The 22,829-nt window shown below is 44.9% G+C and carries 18 protein-coding genes; 5 read left to right on the top strand and 13 right to left on the bottom strand.

The window, feature by feature from the left end; all coding sequences use genetic code 11:
• Window positions 1-83: 83 nt before the first annotated feature.
• Window positions 84-1,115 (top strand): pyruvate dehydrogenase (acetyl-transferring) E1 component subunit alpha, encoded by a 1,032-nt coding sequence (gene pdhA, locus ON006_RS25590; protein ID WP_244824081.1) that lies wholly within the window; start codon window positions 84-86, stop codon window positions 1,113-1,115.
• 134 nt (window positions 1,116-1,249) lie between these two features.
• Window positions 1,250-2,125: a twin-arginine translocase subunit TatC gene (tatC, locus tag ON006_RS25595; protein ID WP_244824082.1), complete on the top strand. Its 876-nt coding sequence runs from the start codon at window positions 1,250-1,252 to the stop codon at window positions 2,123-2,125.
• Window positions 2,126-2,129: 4 nt separating this feature from the next.
• Here the strand turns inward: tatC and ON006_RS25600 are convergent, their stop codons facing one another.
• The 5 genes from ON006_RS25600 to ON006_RS25620 form a co-directional block, all read right to left on the bottom strand.
• The gene (locus tag ON006_RS25600; protein ID WP_244824083.1) at window positions 2,130-3,227 is read right to left on the bottom strand and encodes an aminotransferase class I/II-fold pyridoxal phosphate-dependent enzyme; all 1,098 of its coding nucleotides are present in this window, start codon (window positions 3,225-3,227) and stop codon (window positions 2,130-2,132) included.
• Between the two features lie 20 nt (window positions 3,228-3,247).
• The gene (locus ON006_RS25605; RefSeq protein ID WP_244824084.1) at window positions 3,248-4,258 is read right to left on the bottom strand and encodes a dipeptide epimerase; all 1,011 of its coding nucleotides are present in this window, start codon (window positions 4,256-4,258) and stop codon (window positions 3,248-3,250) included.
• A gap of 20 nt (window positions 4,259-4,278) precedes the next feature.
• Window positions 4,279-5,154 carry an NAD kinase gene (locus tag ON006_RS25610; RefSeq protein WP_244824085.1) on the bottom strand — a complete coding sequence of 292 codons (876 nt, stop codon included), beginning with the start codon at window positions 5,152-5,154 and terminating at the stop codon, window positions 4,279-4,281.
• Between the two features lie 91 nt (window positions 5,155-5,245).
• Window positions 5,246-5,917: a CBS domain-containing protein gene (locus ON006_RS25615; RefSeq protein WP_244824086.1), complete on the bottom strand. Its 672-nt coding sequence runs from the start codon at window positions 5,915-5,917 to the stop codon at window positions 5,246-5,248.
• 89 nt (window positions 5,918-6,006) lie between these two features.
• On the bottom strand, window positions 6,007-6,780 hold the full coding sequence (locus ON006_RS25620; RefSeq protein ID WP_244824087.1) for an alpha/beta fold hydrolase: 774 nt from the start codon (window positions 6,778-6,780) through the stop codon (window positions 6,007-6,009).
• Window positions 6,781-7,117: 337 nt separating this feature from the next.
• Between ON006_RS25620 and ON006_RS25625 the strand changes: the two genes are divergently transcribed.
• Window positions 7,118-8,032 (top strand): alpha/beta hydrolase, encoded by a 915-nt coding sequence (locus tag ON006_RS25625; protein ID WP_244824088.1) that lies wholly within the window; start codon window positions 7,118-7,120, stop codon window positions 8,030-8,032.
• Between the two features lie 2 nt (window positions 8,033-8,034).
• Here ON006_RS25625 and ON006_RS25630 read toward each other — a convergent pair whose 3' ends face one another.
• From ON006_RS25630 to ON006_RS25655, 6 genes are all read right to left on the bottom strand, one after another.
• The gene (locus ON006_RS25630) at window positions 8,035-9,195 is read right to left on the bottom strand and encodes a UDP-N-acetylglucosamine 4,6-dehydratase family protein (protein ID WP_244824089.1); all 1,161 of its coding nucleotides are present in this window, start codon (window positions 9,193-9,195) and stop codon (window positions 8,035-8,037) included.
• Between the two features lie 117 nt (window positions 9,196-9,312).
• On the bottom strand, window positions 9,313-10,710 hold the full coding sequence (locus tag ON006_RS25635) for an NADH-quinone oxidoreductase subunit N (RefSeq protein WP_244824090.1): 1,398 nt from the start codon (window positions 10,708-10,710) through the stop codon (window positions 9,313-9,315).
• Window positions 10,711-10,718: 8 nt separating this feature from the next.
• Window positions 10,719-12,167, bottom strand: a complete 1,449-nt coding sequence (locus ON006_RS25640) for a complex I subunit 4 family protein (protein ID WP_244824091.1) — start codon at window positions 12,165-12,167, stop codon at window positions 10,719-10,721.
• A gap of 56 nt (window positions 12,168-12,223) precedes the next feature.
• Window positions 12,224-14,140: an NADH-quinone oxidoreductase subunit L gene (nuoL, locus tag ON006_RS25645; protein ID WP_244824092.1), complete on the bottom strand. Its 1,917-nt coding sequence runs from the start codon at window positions 14,138-14,140 to the stop codon at window positions 12,224-12,226.
• A 51-nt stretch (window positions 14,141-14,191) separates the two neighbouring features.
• On the bottom strand, window positions 14,192-14,545 hold the full coding sequence (gene nuoK / locus ON006_RS25650) for an NADH-quinone oxidoreductase subunit NuoK (protein ID WP_244824093.1): 354 nt from the start codon (window positions 14,543-14,545) through the stop codon (window positions 14,192-14,194).
• A 104-nt stretch (window positions 14,546-14,649) separates the two neighbouring features.
• A complete protein-coding gene (locus ON006_RS25655) occupies window positions 14,650-15,459 on the bottom strand; it encodes a 3'-5' exonuclease (protein ID WP_244824094.1) in 810 nt (269 codons plus the stop codon).
• Window positions 15,460-15,920: 461 nt separating this feature from the next.
• On the opposite strand from ON006_RS25655, the gene ON006_RS25660 reads away from it, so the two are divergent.
• Window positions 15,921-17,585 carry a VanW family protein gene (locus tag ON006_RS25660; protein ID WP_244824095.1) on the top strand — a complete coding sequence of 555 codons (1,665 nt, stop codon included), beginning with the start codon at window positions 15,921-15,923 and terminating at the stop codon, window positions 17,583-17,585.
• A gap of 89 nt (window positions 17,586-17,674) precedes the next feature.
• Here the strand turns inward: ON006_RS25660 and glpK are convergent, their stop codons facing one another.
• Window positions 17,675-19,174: a glycerol kinase GlpK gene (gene glpK / locus ON006_RS25665; RefSeq protein ID WP_244824096.1), complete on the bottom strand. Its 1,500-nt coding sequence runs from the start codon at window positions 19,172-19,174 to the stop codon at window positions 17,675-17,677.
• 169 nt (window positions 19,175-19,343) lie between these two features.
• On the opposite strand from glpK, the gene pbpC reads away from it, so the two are divergent.
• A complete protein-coding gene (gene pbpC, locus ON006_RS25670) occupies window positions 19,344-21,644 on the top strand; it encodes a penicillin-binding protein 1C (protein WP_244824097.1) in 2,301 nt (766 codons plus the stop codon).
• A 117-nt stretch (window positions 21,645-21,761) separates the two neighbouring features.
• Here pbpC and ON006_RS25675 read toward each other — a convergent pair whose 3' ends face one another.
• Window positions 21,762-22,787, bottom strand: a complete 1,026-nt coding sequence (locus tag ON006_RS25675; RefSeq protein ID WP_244824098.1) for a M28 family peptidase — start codon at window positions 22,785-22,787, stop codon at window positions 21,762-21,764.
• Window positions 22,788-22,829 lie beyond the last annotated feature (42 nt).

Raw genomic sequence — 22,829 nt, forward strand, 5'->3', positions numbered from 1 at the left:
GCGTGAGTACGGCAAAAAACAGACTCTGTTCAAACCACTAACTTTAAGACAAAGTTCTGTCTTTATAAACGAGAACCAAATACATGGCCACCGTTACGGAAAAAAAGAAATCTTCAGCCCCCAAAAAATTACAGCATTCGAAGGAGCGTTACTTGTTCTGGTTCGAGAATATGCTTTTGCAACGTCGCTTTGAAGAAAAAGCGGGCCAGCTTTATGGCCAGCAGAAGATCCGTGGTTTTTGTCACTTATACATCGGGCAGGAAGCTTGTTCTTCAGGAGCGGTTACTGCTTTGACAAAAGGCGACAAATACATTACCGCTTACCGCGACCACGGCATTCCTTTGGCGCTTGGTACATCTGCTAACGCGATCATGGCCGAGTTGTACGGTAAAAAAACAGGTACTACGAAAGGTAAAGGCGGTTCCATGCACATTTTCGATAAAGAGAATGGTTTCGTTGGAGGTCATGGTATCGTAGGAGCTCAGATTCCCCTGGGAGCTGGTATCGCTTTCGCCGAGAAGTACAACAAAACCGGAAATCTTTGTATCTGTTACTTTGGTGACGGAGCTATTCGTCAGGGAGCTTTTCACGAAGCACTGAACATGGCGATGAGCTGGAAGTTGCCGGTAATTTTCGTTGTTGAAAACAATGGTTATGCAATGGGTACTTCGGTAGCTCGCTCATCCAATGTGACAGAACTGTATACATTGGGAGAGGCTTACGATATCCCTTCCGAACCGGTGGATGGTATGAGCGTAGAAGCTATCCACGAAGCGGTAGAAAGAGCAGCGGACCGCGCCCGCAAAGGCGATGGACCAACATTCCTTGAATTCCGTACGTATCGTTACCGCGGACATTCGATGTCGGATCCTCAGAAATACCGTTCGAAGGAAGAAGTGGAAGAATACAAGCACCGCGATCCTATCGAGCAGATCCGTTCTGTCATCTTGACCAACAAGCTGGCGACAGAAGAAGAGCTGGAAAACATTGATAAAAAGGTAAAAGAAATCGTAGCAGAATCTGTTCAGTTTGCGGAGGAATCGGAATTCCCGGATCCAAAAGAAGCTTACACAGATGTGTATGTCGAAAATGATTATCCGTTTGTAATGGATTAATCTGAATAGAAACACTTTAAAAAACCCGCCGGAGTACTTCGACGGGTTTTTTGAGTAATTTCAGCATTTAATTAAAGGCAGCAATCCTGTTTTTACTTTTTCACGTAGATAGAGTTTTAGTAATATATAATAATATGCCCTTGGATCAGGAATTTGAGAACGAAGAAGAAGATAGCGAAGGCAAAGAGATGTCGTTTCTGGGGCATCTGGAAGAGTTAAGATGGCATGTAATCCGTGCAGGCGGTTCGATTCTGGTATTCGCCATTCTTGCTTTTATCTACATTAAAGAAATTTACCATTACGTCATCATTGCCCCTTCCCAACCCGACTTCTGGACTTACAGAATGTTGTGTATACTTGCTGATAAAGTTGGCTATGAGGAATTGTGCATCAAGGCGCTGAACTTTAAATTACAGGCCATCGGTGTTGGAGATCAGTTTACGATGAGTATGACTTCGGCGGTAATTGCCGGTCTTGTCTTTGCTTTTCCATACGCTTTTTGGGAAGTATGGCGGTTTATCAAGCCAGGTTTGAAGCCTTCTGAACGCAAATCAGCACAGGGCGCGGTTTTTTATGTTACGTTCCTGTTTTTTTCAGGCGTATTTTTTGGATACTACATTGTTACGCCACTGGCAATAAACTTCCTGGCCAACTTCACGCTCGATCCGTCTATCATCAATGAATTCAGTTTGTCGTCCTACATTTCGCTGGTTGCAACATTGACATTGGCTTGTGGTATCGCGTTTCAGCTTCCAATAGTGGTTTATGTTCTTGCAAAAGTCGGCGTGCTTACCCCTTCATTTATGCGTGAATATCGGAAACATGCCATGATCGTAATCCTGATCGTAGCAGCGGTTATTACGCCGTCACCGGATATTTACAGTCAGGTGATCGTCGCCATTCCGTTGTTCCTGCTTTATGAATTGAGTATCATGGTAGCAGGCAAGGTTGAAAGTGAGAAATTGAGAGAGGAGAAAAGACTAGCGACGCTTGGAGGAACAGATTTGTAAGAGATTAAGATCTTTTGAATAAAGTACAGACCTCGGCCAATCGGTCGAGGTCTTCTTTTTGGTGAATGGAGCTTATTGCAAGACGCGTAATTGGAGCGTCTGTGGGTAACGGATAGGAAAAGCACGACGCCATGATGCCATTTTTCAATAAGTGATCAAAAAGATCGGTGTTTTTGCTGCACATGACGGGGTATCCTGGCAGGGAAACAAATAGATCAGAAGCCAACATCTGTTTATTCAGATAGTCAATGTTGGCAGTAAGTTTGGAAAGCGAGGATGCGAAAACATTTGTTTCCAAAAGCCTTTTCAATGTATATGCGTAGGCAGGTGCAGGAGGTGATGCACCCGCAAACCAGGGCGACTTTCGCAATAACGCTGTGATATCCTCACTTCCCCAAATGACGCCACCAGGAATTCCTAATGCTTTGTTGAGCGAGGACAGGAAAATAGCTTTGCTTTTTAATGGAGCATTGAGCACATACCCAACCCCACGGCCATTTGCTCCCGACACACCGACAGAATGTGATTCGTCAATGATCAGCCAAACATGATCAGGATCATTAAGACGATTGAAAATCGAGAAGTCAAACGCCTCTACCATCGGGGAGCCCGTGGCATCGGTACAAATAATATGCACGGTGTCTTTGGAACTGTTATTGATCAATGCTATAATACTCGCAGCCCAGCTGTTCCAGAGAGTTTCATTCGAGGCGTAGTCCTTTCCCCAGATCGCGGGATGTACACGTGGGGCATAATGATAGATCACATTTGAATGTGCCGCAGTTTCTTTGAGTACATTCTCAATTTCCTTCATGACAAGCTGCCCTGCCAGCATACCTGACGAAATCAGCAGCGAAGAATCAGCGCCGACGAATTCTGCAAATAGGTCTTCCGCTTCGTGAAATACGTCAAGCCTTAGGCTGTTATTTCTCGAACTTCCGAAGTGAGTACCATACAGATTAATGCCTTCGAACAAATACCTACGAAAATCCTCGTTGTGACCCATTCCCAAGTAATCTGTACCGCTAAACCACAGATATTCTGTCCCATCGCTGGTTAGTACAGTCCTTCCGGGAAGATTATTTGTTTGAAAAATGGCCACTATATTCGAGTAAGCAGACTTTATTTTAGCACCGCACCGGTTCCGTTGGAATCGGTGAAAATAACCTTTCCAAAATCAAATGTCACACCGCTCGCAGGGTCGTTACTGATCAGGAGCGAGCCGTCCATATCGACATAATCCAGTAATGGAAGCAAATGCGCAATCGCTGAGATCCCGACGCTGGTTTCGGTCATGCAACCCACCATTGTTTTCATTCCAAGGCTTTTAGCTTCGGAGATCATCCGTAAAGCGGCAGTAGGGCCGCCACATTTGGTGAGCTTGATATTGACACCATGGAACAGGCCGTGACATTTACTCACATCATTTTCAAGTATGCAGCTTTCATCGGCGATAACGGGAAGTTGACTCGCGGCAAAGACCTTTTTCATCCCTTCAATGTCGTCGGCAGCCAGCGGCTGCTCTATGAATTCAACACCCAGCTCTTTTAGTTTAGGAGATAATTCAATGGTTTGTTCAGCCGTCCATGCACAATTGGCATCCACACGGAAAAGAGCGTCCGTATGTTTCCTTAATTCCTGTACTATACGAAGGTCTTCGTTGGTTCCTAATTTGATTTTATAAATTGGCCAGGGGAGCTCCTTCATTTTGGAAACCATTTTTTCCACCGTATCAATGCCAATCGTAAAATTAGTCATAGGCAGGTGATCGGCTGATAACCCCCAGCTTTGATATAATTTCTGACCTTTCTTTTTGGCGAAATAGTCCTGAGCAGCTTCGTCCAGCGCACATTGTGCAAAGGAATTGTCTTGAAGAGCAGGGTTGACCAAAGTCCAGAGCTCTTCTGCCGACCCGTAATTTTGACCTTCCACAATGCTTCTCACGCCTTCAAGAGAATGAATCATATTCTCAATCGTGATACCGTAATAGGGATTGGAAGTTGCTTCGCCCAGGCCGCCCAACTGCCCGTCCCGTAGCTCTACAATGAGCGTGGGCTGAACGTCACGGGAGTCGTGGGCAATGGTAAAGGTATGTTTGAGATGGAGGTCAAAAGTGTGAAATATCAGTTGCATAGTATGAAAATGGGTATTGATCAATTGCGCATATCAAGTCCCCATGACAACTTGCTTCTGAGGGTATTTAAAAAACTATCGTCGAGCATTTTGATCAGCTTTGCAGTGAAATCTGCTTTCCTGACGGTCAGTTGCGTATTTTCGTCCACTACCCGGGACCGGGCGTCGAGCGAAACCAGGAAATTATTACTGCGGCTTTTTACCTCCAGCTTGATCACTGCGGTATCCTCTACAACCAGCGGCCTCACATTCAGGTTATGTGGGCTGATGGGCGTGATGATGAAGTTTTGTGAATGCGGCACCAGTACAGGCCCACCGCAGCTCAGGGAATAGCCCGTAGAGCCGGTAGGCGTCGATACGATGAGTCCGTCAGCCCAATAGGAGTTCAAAAACTCGCCGTTCAGGTAGGTATGTACGGTGATCATGGACGACGTATCCGTTTTGGTGATGGTGAAATCATTCAATCCAAAATTCAGTCCGTCAAACAGATCAATATTGGAATCAATGGCAACCAATGTTCTTTCGTCAATGCGAAACTGGCTGGTTTCCAGTGCGGTAATCATGTCAGCGATTCTTTCGGGAGAAACTGTGGCCAGAAATCCCAGTCTGCCTACATTAATACCGATGGCTGGAATTTGTCGTTTTCCAACGTGTGTGATGGTTTCGAGCAAGGTGCCGTCGCCGCCCATGCTGACGACAAGGCGCGCGTCAAAAAGCTCTTCGGGTTTTTCGTAAACAAGGGTAGAAAAGTGAGCAATCCCGGTTTGGTCGAGGAATATCCGGAAGGGCCTGGAAAGCTGGACTTCAACTTTGCGACGGGACAGTTCGTTGAACATGTTTTCAATGAACGGGCGGGCGGACTCATTAAAGTTACGTCCGTGAATTGCTATTTTCATGAAAGAAAAAGTAAATCATCTTGTTTCTCCCGAAATATACGCGACAAATATGCCGATTCAAAAGAGAAGAAATAATACAGACAAGAAGAAACTAGGTGGCGAGGTATCTCAAAAGCATGTCCAGGCGCTCCTGGTCTACACTTTCGATCGGATCGTTAGCATGCGCCTCTTCCACTTCATAACCGAAGCGTTCGAGCGTTGCAATGATCGGGGTAATATGAGTGCGGTTGAGTTTTAAAGTAAGCTTTGCTTCATTCGTCGGATCGTAGCTTTCACCGGATGAATAATAGCTGCTTAAAATTTTGGTCCCGTTTGATTCGATCAGACGGCTTATTTCTGAAAGGGAATAACTGCGTTCAGCTATTTTAAGTACAATTACTGCACCTTTTTCCTGAACACCGAGATCGTTGACAAAATGCTCCACCAGTTCATTAACCAGTATGCTTCCGGCGAAGCTCCTGTCGTCGTGCAGCACCGGAATAATTTGCAAGCCAAACTGGTTCACAATCCGGAGAAGCTCATAAGGGTGCTGATCTTCCGACGCAAAAATGTCCTTATGCTGAATAATAATCCGGGCGAGCAACTCGGCACTGTCCGTCACATCGAAAAGAATGTCTTCGGAAACAATGCCCTGATATAACCCGTTATCCGCCACGATTAATTGCTTAACGCCGAATTCATCCATCCAGTCCAATGCCGTGCTCACCGAATCACTCGGTTTAAGAACGGGAATCATGGGATTAATGAGAGAAGCAGCGAGCATATTTTCAGGGCGTCATTTTCCGAATCTATAAAAAAACTATATATCTATCAACTTTCGCAGCAAAGAAATTTTTCAGCAGATAGCACTCATCAGGCAATCGGAACTGAAATGTGCTTTTGTACAAAGCTTTCCAATATAATATTGAATTCATGCGGATGTTCCATCATGGGGGCGTGGCCGCACTTATCAATAAAATACAATTCTGAGCCAGCGATCAGGCGGTTGAACTCGTAACCTACGTGCGGCGGTGTAATGGTATCGTTCAGGCCCCAAACGAGCAGGGTAGGAACGTGGATCTCATGAAGGTCTTTGGCGAGATTGTGGCGCTGGGCTGATTTGGCAATGCCAACGATGCTCATACATTTCGGAATACTGGAAGTGGTCTCAAACACCTCATCGATAAGGTCTTTGGTGGCTACTTCCGGATCGTAGAATGTATACGCAACACGTTCCTTGATATAATCATAGCTTCCTCTTTTTGGAAAGGAACCACCCATTGAATTCTCAAATAAACCCGAGCTGCCAGTCAAAACCAGCTTGTGAACATTGCTCTGATTTTTCAATGTATAAAGTAACCCGATATGACCTCCCAGGGAGTTACCGATCACAGTAACATTAGTCAGATTTTTGAATGAAACGAAATCTTCTAAAAATGCGAGAAGTGCTTCAAGGCCTGCCTCACGGGGAGGTAGTTCGTAAATGGGTAGTAGAGGAATAATAACCCGGTAACGGCTTGAAAAATGATCGATAATGCCGTCCCAGTTACTCAATGCACCGAAAAGGCCATGCAAAAGCAGTAATGTTTCGCCTTTTCCCTCGTCGATAAACTGAAACCTGCCTTCTGCATGTACTGAATATTTCATTCTCTTTTTTGTGGATTATATTGTTTATTCAAGCTGTAAAACTCAAAAAGAGTTCAATCAGGCAGTTTATAACGTATCAAAGAAACTAATGCATGATTTGGATACATTACAAAACTAGTTATTTTTTTGATTGATTTATGATGTAAAGTAACAAACCAGAATTGATTTTCTTGTAAATATTATATTATTATTAAAAGAATTAGTGCATTAACATAGAATGGTGCAATTTCGTTCTTCGGGAATTGCAATCCTGCTAACCGAAATTTAGCTAGAATTTCCATCTAAGAAGATTAGAAAAATATTAAAAGTATTATAAATTAAGTCTCAGCTAATAAAAATGATGTCTATCAACAGGTTCCTGACACTTTTGCTCGTCGCTTTACCAAGTATTTGGATATTTACTGCGGCGCAAACTACGATTCCCCTGTACCCCCATAAGATCCCAAATGCATTGCCTTCGAAAGACCAGGAAACGAATAAGGACAACGTTATACGAAACGTTTCCAAGCCTACGCTGAGCATTTTTCTCCCTGACGCTGCTGTCGCAAATGGTACCGCGGTAATTGTGTGCCCGGGTGGCGGTTATGGCGTGCTCGTGATAGACCGGGAGGGCTACCAGGTGGCGAAGGAGCTCAACAAGTCGGGGATAGCTGCTTTTGTACTGAAATACAGACTGCCGAGTGAAGAAACAATGCAGGATAAGTCGCTAGGGCCTTTACAGGATGCGCAGCAGGCGATTAAAACTGTGAGGGAACGGGCTGCTGAATGGAAAATCGATCCCCAAAAAATAGGGATAATGGGTTTTTCGGCCGGAGGTCACCTTGCTGCAACCGCGGGGACACATTATGACAGTACTTTCATCGCCAACACGAATAAGACAAGCCTTCGCCCCGACTTTATGATATTGGTTTATCCTGTGATCAGTTTACTGGATAAAATCGGGCACAAAGGTTCTGCTTCCAACTTATTGGGTGCTTCACCTGGAATAGAGAAAGCGAAATATTTCTCCAACGAATTGCAGGTTACCAAAACAACGCCTCCTGCTTTTTTGACCCATGCCGGGGACGATACGGTGGTACCGGTGTCGAACAGTATCAAGTTTTACGAGGCGCTCAATGCAAAAGGCGTGCCTTCGGACCTGCATATTTATGCCAAGGGCGAACATGGCTACTTGAAAGTCCCTTCATTTGAGGAATGGTACGGGCGATGCCGTCAATGGATGCGGACCAATGGTTTTTTACCATCTAATTGACATTACTTCACATCGATCAGGTCACTTTTGTCAAGTTTCTGAAACTCGGAATTGTTGCTGATATACTCAGGGATCATCAGTTTGAGCAATGCTACCATCTGATCGGTCTGACCGGAAAGAAGTACCTCCGTCAGCAAAGCTTTCATCGTTTCTACATTGATAAAGGAAAGCGGTGCCAACCGTGCGATCCTGATTTTGGGATGAAGTGCAGCATCACAGCTATCATCACTCAGCAGTTCTTCATTTAGTTTCTCGCCGGGTCGCATGCCAGTATACTTGATTTGGATATCAGTTTCGGGCTGTAAACCTGACAATACGATCATTCGATAGGCAATGTCTTTGATCCGAACCGGTTTACCCATATCGAAAAACAGTATCTGCCCATTACTACCGACTGCTCCCGCCTCCAGAACGAGCTGACAGGCCTCCGATACCGTCATAATGTAACGGGTAACATCAGGGTGCGTGACGGTTACCGGGCCACCCGAGGCAATCTGGTTTTTAAAAACGGGGATAAAAGAACCATTGGAACCCAATACATTGCCAAACCGGGTGATAACGAACCGCGTCGCTGCCGAATGACGAAACCCGAGGTATTGCAGGTAGATTTCCGCCATACGTTTGGTAGCGCCCATCACGCTGGATGGATTGACAGCTTTGTCGGTTGAAATGAGGATGAAAGTGGCAACATGGTGTTCCAGGGCCAAATCTGCCAGTATCTGAGTTCCCAGTACATTGGTTTTGATGGCTTCATAGGGATGCTTTTCCATGATAGGCACGTGCTTGTATGCCGCTGCATGGAAAATGATCTCTGGTCGGGCGGAGGATATGATTTCATTCATCCGGACGGGATCGGTGACGTTGGCTACAAATGAATGTATTTCCAGGTTTGGGAAGCAGGCATTGAGATGGATATCCAGCTCATGAAGATTTGTCTCTGAATGATCTATCAGAAATAGTTTTGCGGGGCCGTACGAAGCGATTTGCCTGGTCAGCTCACTACCGATAGACCCTGCCGCGCCGGTAATGAGGATGGTACTGTACGAGATCTGGTTAGAGATATTGGATTGATCAATGATGATCGGTTCCCGCCCGAGGAGTTCTTCGAGGTTGAACGGGCTGATACTTTGAACTGATACGGTTTTGTTTTGATCTGACGGCATATGAAATGTAATTCCTGGGATAGGAGGATTATATTTTATACGCAGCTTTTATAAAGAAGTCACAAAAAAAGAGCTGAAATCGTACAGCTCTTTTTACAAATTGATAAAGAATATTTTTTACATAAATCCTTCAAAGATGCCCGGAGCGAGTCCAAACAGAATGGTAAGGAATGTTGCAAGTACGAGAATGACCTGATAGAAAGGCGCTACCCTGATTTTGATAAGGTCTCCCTCTTTCAGATAAGATGAAATGATCACCCGGAAATAATAATAAATACCGACTGTGGACATTAACACTGCAATGACTGTGATCCAGATAATTCCTCTTTCAGCGGCACTGGTAAAAATGAAAAACTTACCCCAGAATCCGGCTGTCAATGGTATTCCGGCCAGTGATAGCATGGACACCGCGAGTACGAAAGCGAGTAAAGGGTTTTGCTTGGCAAGCCCGTTGAAAGCTTCGTAGCGTTCGTTGGGCTGTCCTTCGATGGTTTTTTCTTTTGAAACCAACATTAAAACACCAAATGCTGAGATAGTCGAAAGCGAGTAGGCAAGCGAGTAAAATATGATGGCGTTCTGAGAAGGCTTGGTGAGGGCTGTTAATGCGATGAGCAGGTAACCGGCATGCGAGATACCTGAATACGCGAGCATTCTCTTGAAGCTGTTCTGGCTTGTGGCGCCGATATTTCCTACCAGGAGCGTGAGTACCGCTATGGCCGCGATCACAATCCACCAGAAGCCATAAATGTTGGAGAAAGAACTGCTTAATAACCTGAATAACGCTGCAAATCCGGCCGTTTTTACAACCGTTGACATGAATGTTGTAAAAATAGTAGGCGCACCTTCATATACATCGGGCGTCCAGAAATGGAATGGAGCTGCTGAAACTTTGAAGAGCATTCCGATCAGCAATAACAGCAAGCCAGCATATAGAATGTAAGACTGAGTTCCGGCTGGAATATTGGAAGCGAATCCCTGAATCTGGGCAAGTTTGAATGAACCGGTAGCACCATAGAGCAGCGTCATGCCGAAAAGCATAAAGCCGGTCGCGAATGCACCCATCAGGAAATATTTCAATGCAGCCTCATTGGAGCGCAGATTTCGTTTGTTGCTACCCGTCAGAATGTACATGGCAACGGAAAGGATTTCGACCCCGATAAAAAGCATGATCAAATGTTCGAAACCGACCATCATAATCGCTCCTACGAGTGAAAAGAGCATTAGACCATAATATTCAGCGGGTTCAGAATCTGCATTGTCCTGGAATCCACCTGAAATGGCCACGATCATAAAAGCAGAAAGTAATATGATCCCGTTAAAAGCCAGCGTAACGTTGTCGACCCGCAACATGTCATAAAAATACAGCAACGGGCCTTTGTTCCATTCTATAAAATTGCTCGCTAATGCAATGATCAGAAACAGAAGGGTCGCAGGAAGCAGGATGTTTTTAGATTTCGAGAAGCCCAGAAAAAGGGTAACGACTCCAAGAAATGACAACAATATAATGGGATACATATTCTTACTTAGTTATTTACCAGTTGCAAAAGTTGGCTTACAGCAGGTTCGGTTAGTTTCAAAAATGTGCTTGGGTAAATACCAATCCAGAAAACCATGATGATCAGCGGCAATAGTACAGCGCGTTCGCTTGCAGTAAGGTCCTGAAAGCCTTCAACCCACTTGGATTTCGGCCCGAACATTGATTTCTGAAACAAGCGCAGCATATAAACGGAGCCCAGGATGATCGTTAACCCGGCGATGGCGCCCAGCCAGCCGTCATATTGGAATACGCTTGAAAGCAGCAGAAATTCACCTACAAAACCATTGGTTAGGGGCAATGCAACACTTCCGAGCAGCAATACCATAAAGTAGACGCTCAAATGTGGTGTAGACTGGCTGATACCGCCCAGTTGGTCGAGGTAACGGGTTTTTGTTCTCGAATAAATAATATCAATAATGAAGAAGAGGCCGATCACATTGATACCGTGAGCGAGCATCTGGATCAAAGCACCTTGCAAACCATTGAGTGAAGATGAGAAAACTCCGGCGGCCATCAGTCCGACGTGTGCAAATGACGAGTAAGCGATCAGACGCTTCATATCGCTTTGCTGGATCGCGATGATGGAGCCATAAATGATTCCGATCACGGACAGGATCATCGCCATCATTCCCCATGTTTCCATTCCTTCGGGAACGATGGGCAGCAGGAAGCGGATCAGACCATATACCCCCATTTTGAGCATGATACCGGATAACAGCATCGTTGCAGGAGTGGGAGATTCCGTGTAAGTATCCGGCTGCCAGGTATGAAAAGGGAACAAAGGCATTTTAATGGCAAAGGCAATGAAGAATGCCCAGAAAATAAAGCCCTGAACCATCGGGCTCAACTGCAGCTGATAGAATGCGGTAATTTCGGAAGAATGCGTACCCGGTGTTTGGTAATACAAATAAACCAACGCCACCATCATGAACAAGCTACCGAAGATCGTATAAATGAAGAATTTCAATGTGACTTTCAAGCGATTTTCTCCACCCCAGACTGCCGCCAGAAAGTAAACCGGAATCAGCGCTGCTTCGAAGAAAAGATAAAAAAGGAATGCGTCAGTCGCTGTAAAAACCCCGATCAGGGCCGATTCCATAAACAGGATCAGCGAATAGAACGTAGCTGAATTTTTGTACTCGTGCTTGAATGCGGACAGAATGATCAGCGGCGTCAGGAAAGTGGTGAGGAGCACCAGCACCATGCTGATCCCGTCGATACCGGCAGCAAATGATATACCGCCAGAAGCAACCCACGCATATTTGAAACCAAACTGACTACCTGCCGCAGGGTCAAACTGCATCCAGGCGGTGACAGCGACGCCGAGCGAAACCAGGCCGCCCAATAACGCTACCTGTTTTGCCAGGCGGTCACCGGACAAAAGGGTGATAACACCTGCTGCTATCGGTAAAAGTATTAAAAGAAGAGTAAGCATATTTTCAAGTCAACGGTCAGCAACAAATGGTGAACGGATTTTTTGATAAGTACTGATCAAAGTAAAAGTTTCCAGAATAACAGGACTACAATGCCTAAAACCATGGCAAAAACGTAGTCTCCCGTTGAACCTGTTTGCGTTTTTTTCAAGAGCTTAGCCAGTGTACCAATGATCCTGACGGCAGCATTGACAAGCAGATCGATAAAAAATTCTCCGAAACTGTACAGAATATTGGATAGCGTCTTCATCGGTTTTACAAATACCGAATCGTAGAGCTCATCCACATAATATTTGTTATAAACCAATTTTTGAAGAGATGATTTTTCACTTGTATCAGCCGCAGGTACGGATGCTTTTTGAACATACATCACGTAAGCAACAATGGCGGAAACCAATGCAACTGCTACCGAAACACCCATTAAAAGATATTCTTCCGAGTGAGAAAGCGTGGTCGCTTCAAATGCTGTGGGGTTAACCTGACGGGCCGCGTCATAAAGCGGGCTCATGAACTCGGCCAGGTAATGTGTGCCGTGCAATGCTTCTGGTACTCCAATAAATCCACCCACCGCTGAAAGAACAGCCAGAATGATCAATGGAATGGTCATGGAAGCAGGTGACTCGTGCAAATGATGCTCCTGCTCGTGTGTACCGCGGAATGTGCCGAAGAAAGTAAGGAACAGCAACCGGAACATATAAAAAGAGGTCATCAAAGAACCCAGCACACCAATTACCCAAAGAACCTTATTGTGTTCAAATACATGGGCTAGAATTTCATCTTTGGAGAAAAACCCTGCAAATGGCGGGATACCTGAAATGGCGATGGTAGCAATCAGAAAAGTCAGGAAGGTAACTGGTAGTTTTTTCCTCAATCCCCCCATGGAACGGATATCCTGCTCGTCGGACATGGCGTGAATGACGCTACCTGCCCCGAGGAATAACAATGCTTTGAAGAATGCATGGGTAATGACATGGAACATCGATGCTGAATAAGCCATCGCGCCTAAGCCCATAAACATATAACCCAGCTGACTCACAGTAGAGTAGGCCAGTACTTTCTTGATATCGTTTTGTAAAAGACCAATGGACGCGGCAAACAATGCAGTAGCAGCTCCAATGATACCCACAATCTCCAAAGTAGAAGGAGCGAGGGAGTACAAGACATTGGAACGGATCACCATGTAAATACCGGCAGTAACCATGGTAGCTGCGTGGATCAATGCTGAAACGGGTGTAGGGCCAGCCATCGCATCAGGTAACCAGGTGTACAGCGGTATCTGGGCTGACTTACCCATTGCCCCGATAAACAGAAACAATGTAATGGCAATGATCGCAGGGTCACCGATCGGGAAACTGGTAGCTTTACTGAATACTTCCGAATATTCTACCGAACCGAACGTAGCAATGATCGTGAAGATACCCAGCAGAAAGCCAAGATCACCTACACGGTTCATAATGAATGCCTTGCGGGCAGCATTGTTGTAGTTTGTATTTTTATTCCAAAAGCCAATCAGCAGGTAGGAGCATAATCCCACACCTTCCCAGCCAATGAACATGATCACATAATTGGAACCCAAAACCAGCAGCAACATGAAAAACAAAAACAGGTTCAGGTAGGCAAAGAACTTACCAAAACCGGAATCGTGATGCATATAACCAATGGAATAAATGTGGATCAGCGAACCCACTCCGGTAATGATCATCAGCATTAAAAGAGAAAGCTGGTCGACCTGGAAAGAAAATGGAATGTTCAGGGCGCCCACTGTGATCCAGTCAAAAAGCGGGACTATCAGCGGCTGACTTCCGGATGCCAGAAATGCATTGAAAGTCATGACGGATAAAACGAAACTCGCCACCACGGCCAGTGTTCCGATAATTCCGGCGGCTCCTTTTGGAATATTGGGGAATCCGAGTCCGTTGATCAGGAAACCAAGTAATGGTAACAGCGGAATCAGAATGAGTAATGATGCAGACATGTTTATTTTTTAATCTTTAATCTCTTGAATATCTACCCGTTGTGTCAGCTTTTACCATTTCAGCTTGTTAAGGAAGCCGATATCTGTATTTCTTGTATTACGGTAAATCATTACAATAATGGCTAGACCAACAGCAACTTCCGCGGCTGCAACTGCCATGATAAAAAATACAAAAACCTGCCCGGAAGGATCTGACCTGTATGAAGAAAAGGCGATCAGAAGCAGGTTGGCAGCATTAAGCATGAGTTCAACAGACATGAAAATAATGATAGCATTCCGGCGTGTAAGCACTCCGATAATACCGATCACAAAAAGCAAGGTGCTGAGAATTAGGTAACTTTGAAGAGGAATATTCTGAATAACCGCTGGTATATTAACCTCTGGAACATTGGGGTTTGGAATCATAGCAGGTTTACCTGGTTGGATATTCGGTTAAAATAGTCAAAAATAGATTTCTGGCAAAAATAGACATAAATACTACTTACTCAAACCTGTTGAGAAGGATTATGTCAACGCTGGGTTAATGCTCTCAATTTTATCTCCGTCAGTTTCCGTTTGGTGTCCAGCGGAAACTCGCCTTTCATCATCCAGTCGAAGAATGAAGGCTCGTTTTTCAGGATATCGGCCACACGTTTACCATTGTGTTTTCCAAAATTGAAAACCTCTTCTCCTTTATCATTATAGGCCATACGACCTGCAAAATCAATCATTTTAGAAGCAGTGAGCTCGTGCAAGGCCGCCATATCATTCTTGATCGGCTCAGTTTCCACACCATGTGCGTCGGTTACCTTCACACCTTCGTAGCGTGCAATCTGACCTTGAAGTACTTCGAATGTAGCAATGGTGTCCGCCTCGGCGCTGTGGGCATTGGTAAGGGTTTTTCCGCAGTAAAATTTGTATGCAGCAGAAAGGTTGCGCGGCTCCATCATGTGATAAATGCGCTGTGCATCAACGGTTTTACGGTTTTTGACATCAAAATCAACACCGGCGCGGAGAAACTCTTCCACCAGCATGGGGATGTCGAACCGGTTACTATTGAACCCGGCCAGGTCACAGCCTTCGAGAAACGATGCAAGATTTTTGGCGATACCTTTAAAAGTAGGCGCATCCTTTACATCTTCATCATAAATACCGTGGATCAGACTGCTTTCGAGCGGGATCGGCATTTCGGGATTGATCTTCCTGGTCCGTATTTCCGTCTCCCCGTTGATTAAGGCCTTCACGACCGATATTTCTACAATGCGGTCGCGGACGATATTGACTCCGGTGGTTTCAAGATCAAAAAAAGCGATGGGCTTTTTTAGACGGAGGGTATGCATAAGGCTACTCTTAATTTGATTTAAGCGCCGCGAAGTTACGTTGAAACGTAAGATAGCGCAAGAAAGCGGGTAGTTTATACAGATTATAAAAAGGTTAAAAGAAGAACGAAATTGTCTTAGACGGCCCTACACTCTAATAAATTAACAGAAGCTCTCGAATCGGTAGTGCTATCAGATGCAATCCATCTACACCCAAAGAATAAACCATTCCAGCCGTTGGAAAATGAGTTCTTGAACAAAATCGAAATATTTCCCAGGTTACCCTAGTAAACTCATGAAGCAAATAGGAACAAGAAAAGACTATTGGAATTTGTGTAAAATCAAAATCTCTGATTCTGAATATCGAATGTCCGATTGAGCTTAAACTGTAAGTATAATTTAACCTTATGTCAAGCACATACAAGAATGGACATAACCTCCAACACGCTGTTGTCTTCCAATTCAAATCAATCCTATTGATATTGAGACGTTGCATTCAGAATAGCCTTGCAGATATCAGGACCTTTTCAGACACGCAACAACTAAAATCGCAGCCTGTTCTTTCTGTTTCGGAAACGGAACTTTGGAACATTGACGATAATGAAACTGAATGGATTTTAACTGCCGGTAAAATTGAGAACCTGCGTCAGGCTGTAAAAAGGCTTAATGGTGTGGAAGTACAGGCACGCAGGATTTTTAGCTTTTGGAAGCATCTCGGATACCCTAGCGCCAGAAGAGGCTATGTTTTGGGGAGGGAGATTCGAGAAGGTTGTATAGTTCCAACAGTCGCTGGCGGAATTTGCCAACTCTCAAACGCCCTTTATGATGCTGCGTTAAAAGCAAATTTTGAAATCGTCGAACGGCATCGGCACACAAAAGTCATCAAGGGATCATTGGCAGAACGTGACAGAGATGCAACGGTTAAGTGGAATTATATTGATTTGCGTTTCAAGTCCGACTACCCGTTCAGAATTGAAGTCGAACTGACAAGAGACAAGTTGATTGTAAAATTCAGAGGTGAAAGAAAGCACACACTGATTACAGAAAGCAATTCGAAAAACACGTTCCCTGCATCAAAACTGAATGACTGCTACTCATGTGGTAATTCGGAGTGTATCAAGTATACGGGCCTACCACAGTTAAAATTTCAAAAATCAAATGCGGCTTTTATACTGGATGAGAAATGGAGCGAATTCAATGATTATGTAAACACGATTTCCAGGGAGGAAGACCTCTTTATCCTTCCACATCCGAAGAGTTACATTCGGACAAGTCGTTTCTCCTGGACTATTGAAAATCCAAAAACAGTAAAATCTTTTTGGATCCTTACATTACAAAGAGCATTATGGACCCGGTTCAGTTTTAATGGGTCGAGAAATATCTTTTCATTGATGCTTAAATTTGATAAGAGGATCGCTCGCTCGGTGGCCAAGAAAATTCCCCTAACTGTCACGCACCTGATTGTGTCGCAAAATTTATTGCCCTTTCTGTGGGAACAAGGCGTTTTCGGAGGGCGGACATTTGACGTGCTAATGATACGTCAGCCGTTGGAAAATCTGCACTTGAGATTGGACCAAGCGTATAAGAACTTTCCTGAAAGTAAGACTTTGAATGATTTTAGGGCCTCACAAGCATTGGTTGATTTTGAAAATGAGGCGTTAACAAGTGCTCGTAGCATAATTACTCCTCACGAAGAAATAGCTAAGATCTTTATTAATAAATCAGTCAAGCTGCAATGGAATCTGCCGAAGAAAGCAACGAATAGTGATGTAAAAGGGTCCAAAATACTCTTCCCTGCTTCTGCATTAGCAAGAAAAGGGGCATATGAAATAAGACGTCTCGCAAAAGAACTTAACTTTTCTATTGTGTTGGTGGGTAAGGCATTGGAAGACGAGAATTTTTTCAATGGTATTGAAACGGAGTTCGCAGGTAAGAACCCGTTTGACAATGTTAAGCTGGTTATTTATCCGGCCTATATAATGCATAACCCAAAGCCCCTGTTAGAGGCTTTGGCAAGAGATATTCCGGTCATAACTACTACCGCCAGTGGCCTTTCGCCTTCAAAAAACCTGATTATGGTTCCGATAGGTGACTACCAAACTTTAAAACATGCGGTCATCTGTGAGTTAACAAAAGGAGCCCATTAAGACGTAAAAGAAAACCTAAAATCGGTGCTAAGTTCTAACGGGTTCTTAATATAGCCGCGAGCGAGTAAATCTTATCGGGGACATAATCCCTAGTCAATCCAATCATAAGATTTAGTAACTGCCTTTTTCCAGCCCTTGTAAAACCCTGCCCGTTTTTCCTCTTCCATATTCGGATTCCAGGTATGGGCGATCGCCCAGTTCTTGGTCAATTCATCTGTATTTTTCCAATAACCAACAGCCAGTCCGGCGGCATAGGCAGCTCCCAATGCGGTTGTTTCGGCCACTGCCGGCGATACTACCTGCGTATTGAGAATGTCGGATTGAAATTGCATAAGCAACTGATTAGCTACCATACCGCCATCAACCCGAAGTGATGAAAGCTCAATTCCGGAATCCTGCTCCATGGCGCGGACAACATCCAACGTCTGATATGCCGATGCTTCCAAAACTGCCCGCGCGATATGACCTTTATTCACATATCTGGTGAGTCCGGCGATAACACCTCTCGCATCGTTCCGCCAGTACGGCGCGTAAAGTCCGGAGAATGCAGGCACGAAATAGGCACCGCCATTATCTTCCACCGTTCTCGCAAGTTCTTCAATATCACTGCTTTTTTGAATCAGCCCGAGATTGTCGCGAACCCATTGTACCAATGCGCCGGTAACTGCTACGCTACCTTCCAGGGCATATTGAACGGGTTGTTTGCCAAACTGATACGCAATGGTGGTAAGCAACCCGTTTTCAGAGGTTTTCAGCTCATTACCGGTATTCATCACCAGGAAACAGCCGGTACCGTACGTGTTTTTGGCCATACCCGGCTCGAAACAGGTTTGGCCGACGAGGGCAGCGTGCTGATCGCCCAGATCGCCTGCTACCGGAACTCCGGGTAATATTTCATTGGTTACGTGTCCATAAATTTCGCTGCTGCTTTTAATGGTCGGTAGCATGATTTCCGGAATATTGTAGGCGGTCAGCATACTTTTGTCCCAGCGTAAGGTCCGCAGGTTCATGAGTTGCGTGCGACTTGCATTGGTGACGTCGGTTACATGGATGCCGCCATGGATTCCCCCTGTGAGGTGCCAGATCAGGAAGGTGTCAATGTTGCCAAAGAGTGCTTCTCCCCTTTCCGCATCGGCGCGGATCCCTTCTACATTTTCGAGCAGCCATTTTAATTTGAGACCGCTGAAATAAGTGGAAACAGGCAGGCCGGTAATGTCCCTGAACTGGTTCAAACCGCCTTCCTTTTCATATTTCGCGACAAGCTCGGTAGTCCTGGTATCCTGCCATACTAATGCATTATAGTAAGGTTTGCCGGTCCTTTTGTTCCAGACAACCGTTGTTTCTCTTTGATTTGTAATACCAATCGCAGCAATGTCCGCAGCGGTCGCAGACACATTGATCCTTGCAATGGCGATTACTTCCAGCGTATTTTTCCATATTTCCGTCGGATTGTGCTCTACCCAGCCTGGATGCGGATAAATTTGTTCGTGTTCCTTTTGCCCTACCGAAACGATATTTCCCTCGTGGTCAAAAAGTATGCAACGGGTACTGGTCGTTCCCTGATCAATGGCGGCTACGTATTTGGACATATGGTACTATGATTGGCTTTTATTTGGAATAAAGGCAGTAAGTAGGGAAAATTAACCGTCCGGGACAAACGAGGTCTTGATTTATTCTTCGAAAATATTTTTAGGAGGAGAAAACCATCATTCAACTATATTTATAGCCATTCAATTACGATTTGCACACCTCCCGATCATGAAAATAAAAAAGGTCAAAAGAATCATCGCGGTACTTGCCGGCCTTCTGCTCCTTTTTTTAGTCCTCGATTTTATTTTTCCTTTTCAACCCAGGATCCGGTACGCGACCCAGGTTACCGATCAGAAAGGGAATGTGATCCATGCTTTTTTGAACAAAGAGGATAAATGGAGGCTATATTCGACTGTTTCCGAAATTACGCCATTGCTCCGAAAAACGCTCATTTACAAGGAGGACCAGTACTTTTATTATCATCCGGGGGTCAATCCGATGGCCATTGTACGGGCTGCGACACGCAATATTTTTTCGGGAAAAAGAACATCAGGTGCTTCTACGATCACGATGCAGGTAGTGAGGTTGATCGAACCGCGGCGCAGAACTTATTTCAATAAATTTGTAGAAATCGCCAGGGCTTTTCAGCTGGAATTACATTATTCCAAAGACGAGGTATTGCAGTTGTACCTCAATCTTGTGCCTTATGGAGGTAACATTGAAGGCATTAAAGCTGCATCGCTACTCTATTTCGGCAAACCGCCACAACTGCTGAGCCTTTCGGAGATCACGGCATTGACCATTGTACCAAACCGTCCGTCGAGCCTAAGACCGGGAACAAGGAACGAGGCTTTGAAAATAGCAAGAAATGAATGGTTGTTACGGTTTGAAAAAGAAGGGTTATTTGAAAAAAACGTTATTCAGGATGCTCTGAATGAACCCTTGCTAGTGCGACGCTTACGGGCTCCCCGGCAGGCACCCCATTTGTCGCAGCGACTCATGCAGCAGTACCCCGACGAACCGGTTATCCGGACCACACTAAAAATCCAGGTTCAGAACCAGATTGAAGAGCAGGTTAAAAACTACATTAACAGGCTGAAAACGATGAACATTCACAATGCATCGGTTCTGGTGGTTAATAATGAAACTATGGAAGTGGAGGCATACGTTGGCTCTGCGGATTTTAATAATCCATTCGATGGGGGGCAGGTAGACGGTGTCCGGGCGGTGCGATCTCCCGGAAGTGCATTGAAACCATTATTATACGCTACTGCTTTTGACAAAGGTATTATTACCCCAAAAACCGTTTTGAATGATGTTCCCGGCAACTTCGCTGGCTATGAACCGGAAAACTTTGACAAGCATTTCAATGGTGCGGTGACGACGGAGTTCGCATTGGCCAATTCGCTGAATATCCCGGCAGTGAAGGTGTTGAAGGATATTAGTACCCCGGTACTAGTTGATAAATTGAGAAAAGCGGGCTTTAAAACCATTGATAAGCAGGCAAAAGGCCTGGGACTGTCCATGATCCTGGGCGGCTGCGGGGTAACATTGGAGGAACTGACACGACTTTTTGCAGGATTTTCAAATGAAGGAAAATTGAGAAGTTTGCGATACAGCTCTTTCAATCCTGTCGATAAAAAAGGAGCGGCCATTGTTTCCGGCGAAGCGGCTTATCTGGTCACGAACATTCTCACACAGATTACCCGGCCCGATCTTCCTACCAATTTTGCCAATACATACCATTTGCCCAAAATTGCCTGGAAAACAGGTACTTCCTATGGCAAGCGGGATGCATGGAGCATTGGTTATAACCGCAGATATACGATAGGCGTGTGGGTAGGTAACTTTTCAGGCGAAGGCGTGCCGGAACTCAGTGGTGCCAATACCGCTACACCATTGTTATTCTCGATTTTTAACTCATTAGACTACAACTCGCCAAAAGGCTGGTACAAATCCCCGGCCAATATTGCTGTCCGTAATGTGTGCCCGGCGAGTGGCGATATTCCGTCAGAATTTTGTGAACATCAGATTCCCGATCAGTACATTGTGGGGATTTCAGCATATAGAAAGTGTCAGCATTTGCGCTGGGTTTTCACGGATCCCGCTGGCAAAATATCTTATTGTACCTATTGTCTTCCCGAAAGTGGTTATGAAAAACGTGCCTTTCCCAATCTGGCACCTGAGCTGATTGCATTTAATGAACTCCAAAAAATTCCGTATCAAAAAATTCCGCAGCATAACCCGGACTGCGAGCGTGTTTTCCATGAAGGAGCACCGTTGATTGTCAGTCCGAATATGGGGAGCGAGTACTACATTCGTAAAGATGAGCCGCAGCAAATTCAGCTTGCCTGCCAGACTGCCAATGATGTGGAGGAGGTTTTTTGGTATATCAATGACAAGCTTACCAAAAAGGCGCCGCCGCATGAAGGGGTTTTCATCAACCCGCCGCTGGGCAGGGTCAAAATATCATGCAGCGACGATAAAGGACGGAATTCAGATATATGGATTGTGGTGAAGCGGATGTAGGAAAAGTGTCAAATTTTGTCATTTATAGTCATGTATTGTCACTTATTGTTTGGTTTAAACAACATATGACTATAAATGACAATACCTGACAACACATGACTACCAATGACTACCAAGTCAAAGTGCCAGATTCGCTGACTCCTGATAAAGTACCTGGACAAGAGTCTGTCCCACAGCTTTTAATGTCTTAGGATCAATGTGTTCCATGGTGTCATCGGCCGTGTGCCATTGATCGAAAAATGTACGTACCACACTGTTTTTGGTATGAATGATGTCGATCATCGGTATATGTGCTACGGTGTTAACCGGTACATGGTCGTCGGTGATAGAACCGCCTCTTTCGTCAATGAAATAGTTATTGTAACCAATACGACTAGCGGTAGTCCAAACTTCCCTGACGACGTCTTCAGCCATTTGCATGGAATAACCTTCTTTTAGGAAAGTAGCGCCTTTTGCTCCCACCATATCCAGCAGAACGCCGAAATAGGCAGTATAGTTAGGAATATGCTTGTTGGCCGCCCAATATTGAGAGCCCAGGCAAAATCCACTGTGCAACATACTGGTATCCTGTTCCGTAGCACCCCAGTCTTCAACATCGAAAAAGATAATGTCCACGCCAATATCAGGCTTGGTAGCCTGTAATGAGAGCACGCGGGCAATTTCCAGCAAAATTCCCACACCGCTTGCGCCATCGTTAGCACCCATAACGGGTTTATTTTTAACCAGAGAATCCTGGTCGGAAAACGGGCGGGAATCCCAGTGGGAAGTGAGCAGGATACGTTTTGCATTCGCAGTGTTAAAGCTGCCTATAATGTTACGTCCATTGATAATTGTTCCATCGAAGGTAGTATCCTTGAAAGTTTGCTCTACTACTGAAAAGCCATACTTCTTTAATGTAGAAACCAAATAATTACCACAGGCTTTGTGCGGCGCGGTATTGGGAACGCGAGGGCCGAAATCAACTTGTTTCTGAACAAACTGGTAGGCGCTATCCGCATTAAATTCAGGGCTTTTAACCAGTGCCGGTGCCTGCTCTGCCGTTTGCTCCGAGCTAGTCTTAGTTTTGCAGCCGTAAGTACCAAGTATTATTAAAAATAGGATCGTTAATTTCTTCGAAAACAAATCCCTTGTAAGAAATAGCATCTTATGATTTTATATTAATTCGTTAAACCCGCTTTCGACCAA

The organism is Dyadobacter pollutisoli, assembly GCF_026625565.1.
Taxonomy (GTDB): Bacteria; Bacteroidota; Bacteroidia; order Cytophagales; family Spirosomataceae; genus Dyadobacter; species Dyadobacter pollutisoli.

Excerpts from the sequence above, each read along its gene's own strand:
- ON006_RS25635 (WP_244824090.1), bottom strand. The coding sequence starts at position 10,710 with ATGTATCCCATTATATTGTTGTCATTTCTTGGAGTCGTTACCCTTTTT.
- ON006_RS25640 (WP_244824091.1), bottom strand. The coding sequence starts at position 12,167 with ATGCTTACTCTTCTTTTAATACTTTTACCGATAGCAGCAGGTGTTATC.
- glpK (WP_244824096.1), bottom strand. The coding sequence starts at position 19,174 with ATGTCCAAATACGTAGCCGCCATTGATCAGGGAACGACCAGTACCCGT.
- tatC (WP_244824082.1), top strand. The coding sequence starts at position 1,250 with ATGCCCTTGGATCAGGAATTTGAGAACGAAGAAGAAGATAGCGAAGGC.
- ON006_RS25675 (WP_244824098.1), bottom strand. The coding sequence starts at position 22,787 with ATGCTATTTCTTACAAGGGATTTGTTTTCGAAGAAATTAACGATCCTA.
- ON006_RS25605 (WP_244824084.1), bottom strand. The coding sequence starts at position 4,258 with ATGCAACTGATATTTCACACTTTTGACCTCCATCTCAAACATACCTTT.
- ON006_RS25655 (WP_244824094.1), bottom strand. The coding sequence starts at position 15,459 with ATGCATACCCTCCGTCTAAAAAAGCCCATCGCTTTTTTTGATCTTGAA.
- nuoK (WP_244824093.1), bottom strand. The coding sequence starts at position 14,545 with ATGATTCCAAACCCCAATGTTCCAGAGGTTAATATACCAGCGGTTATT.
- pdhA (WP_244824081.1), top strand. The coding sequence starts at position 84 with ATGGCCACCGTTACGGAAAAAAAGAAATCTTCAGCCCCCAAAAAATTA.
- nuoL (WP_244824092.1), bottom strand. The coding sequence starts at position 14,140 with ATGTCTGCATCATTACTCATTCTGATTCCGCTGTTACCATTACTTGGT.
- ON006_RS25610 (WP_244824085.1), bottom strand. The coding sequence starts at position 5,154 with ATGAAAATAGCAATTCACGGACGTAACTTTAATGAGTCCGCCCGCCCG.
- ON006_RS25630 (WP_244824089.1), bottom strand. The coding sequence starts at position 9,195 with ATGCCGTCAGATCAAAACAAAACCGTATCAGTTCAAAGTATCAGCCCG.
- ON006_RS25615 (WP_244824086.1), bottom strand. The coding sequence starts at position 5,917 with ATGCTCGCTGCTTCTCTCATTAATCCCATGATTCCCGTTCTTAAACCG.
- ON006_RS25625 (WP_244824088.1), top strand. The coding sequence starts at position 7,118 with ATGATGTCTATCAACAGGTTCCTGACACTTTTGCTCGTCGCTTTACCA.
- pbpC (WP_244824097.1), top strand. The coding sequence starts at position 19,344 with ATGAAAATAAAAAAGGTCAAAAGAATCATCGCGGTACTTGCCGGCCTT.
- ON006_RS25620 (WP_244824087.1), bottom strand. The coding sequence starts at position 6,780 with ATGAAATATTCAGTACATGCAGAAGGCAGGTTTCAGTTTATCGACGAG.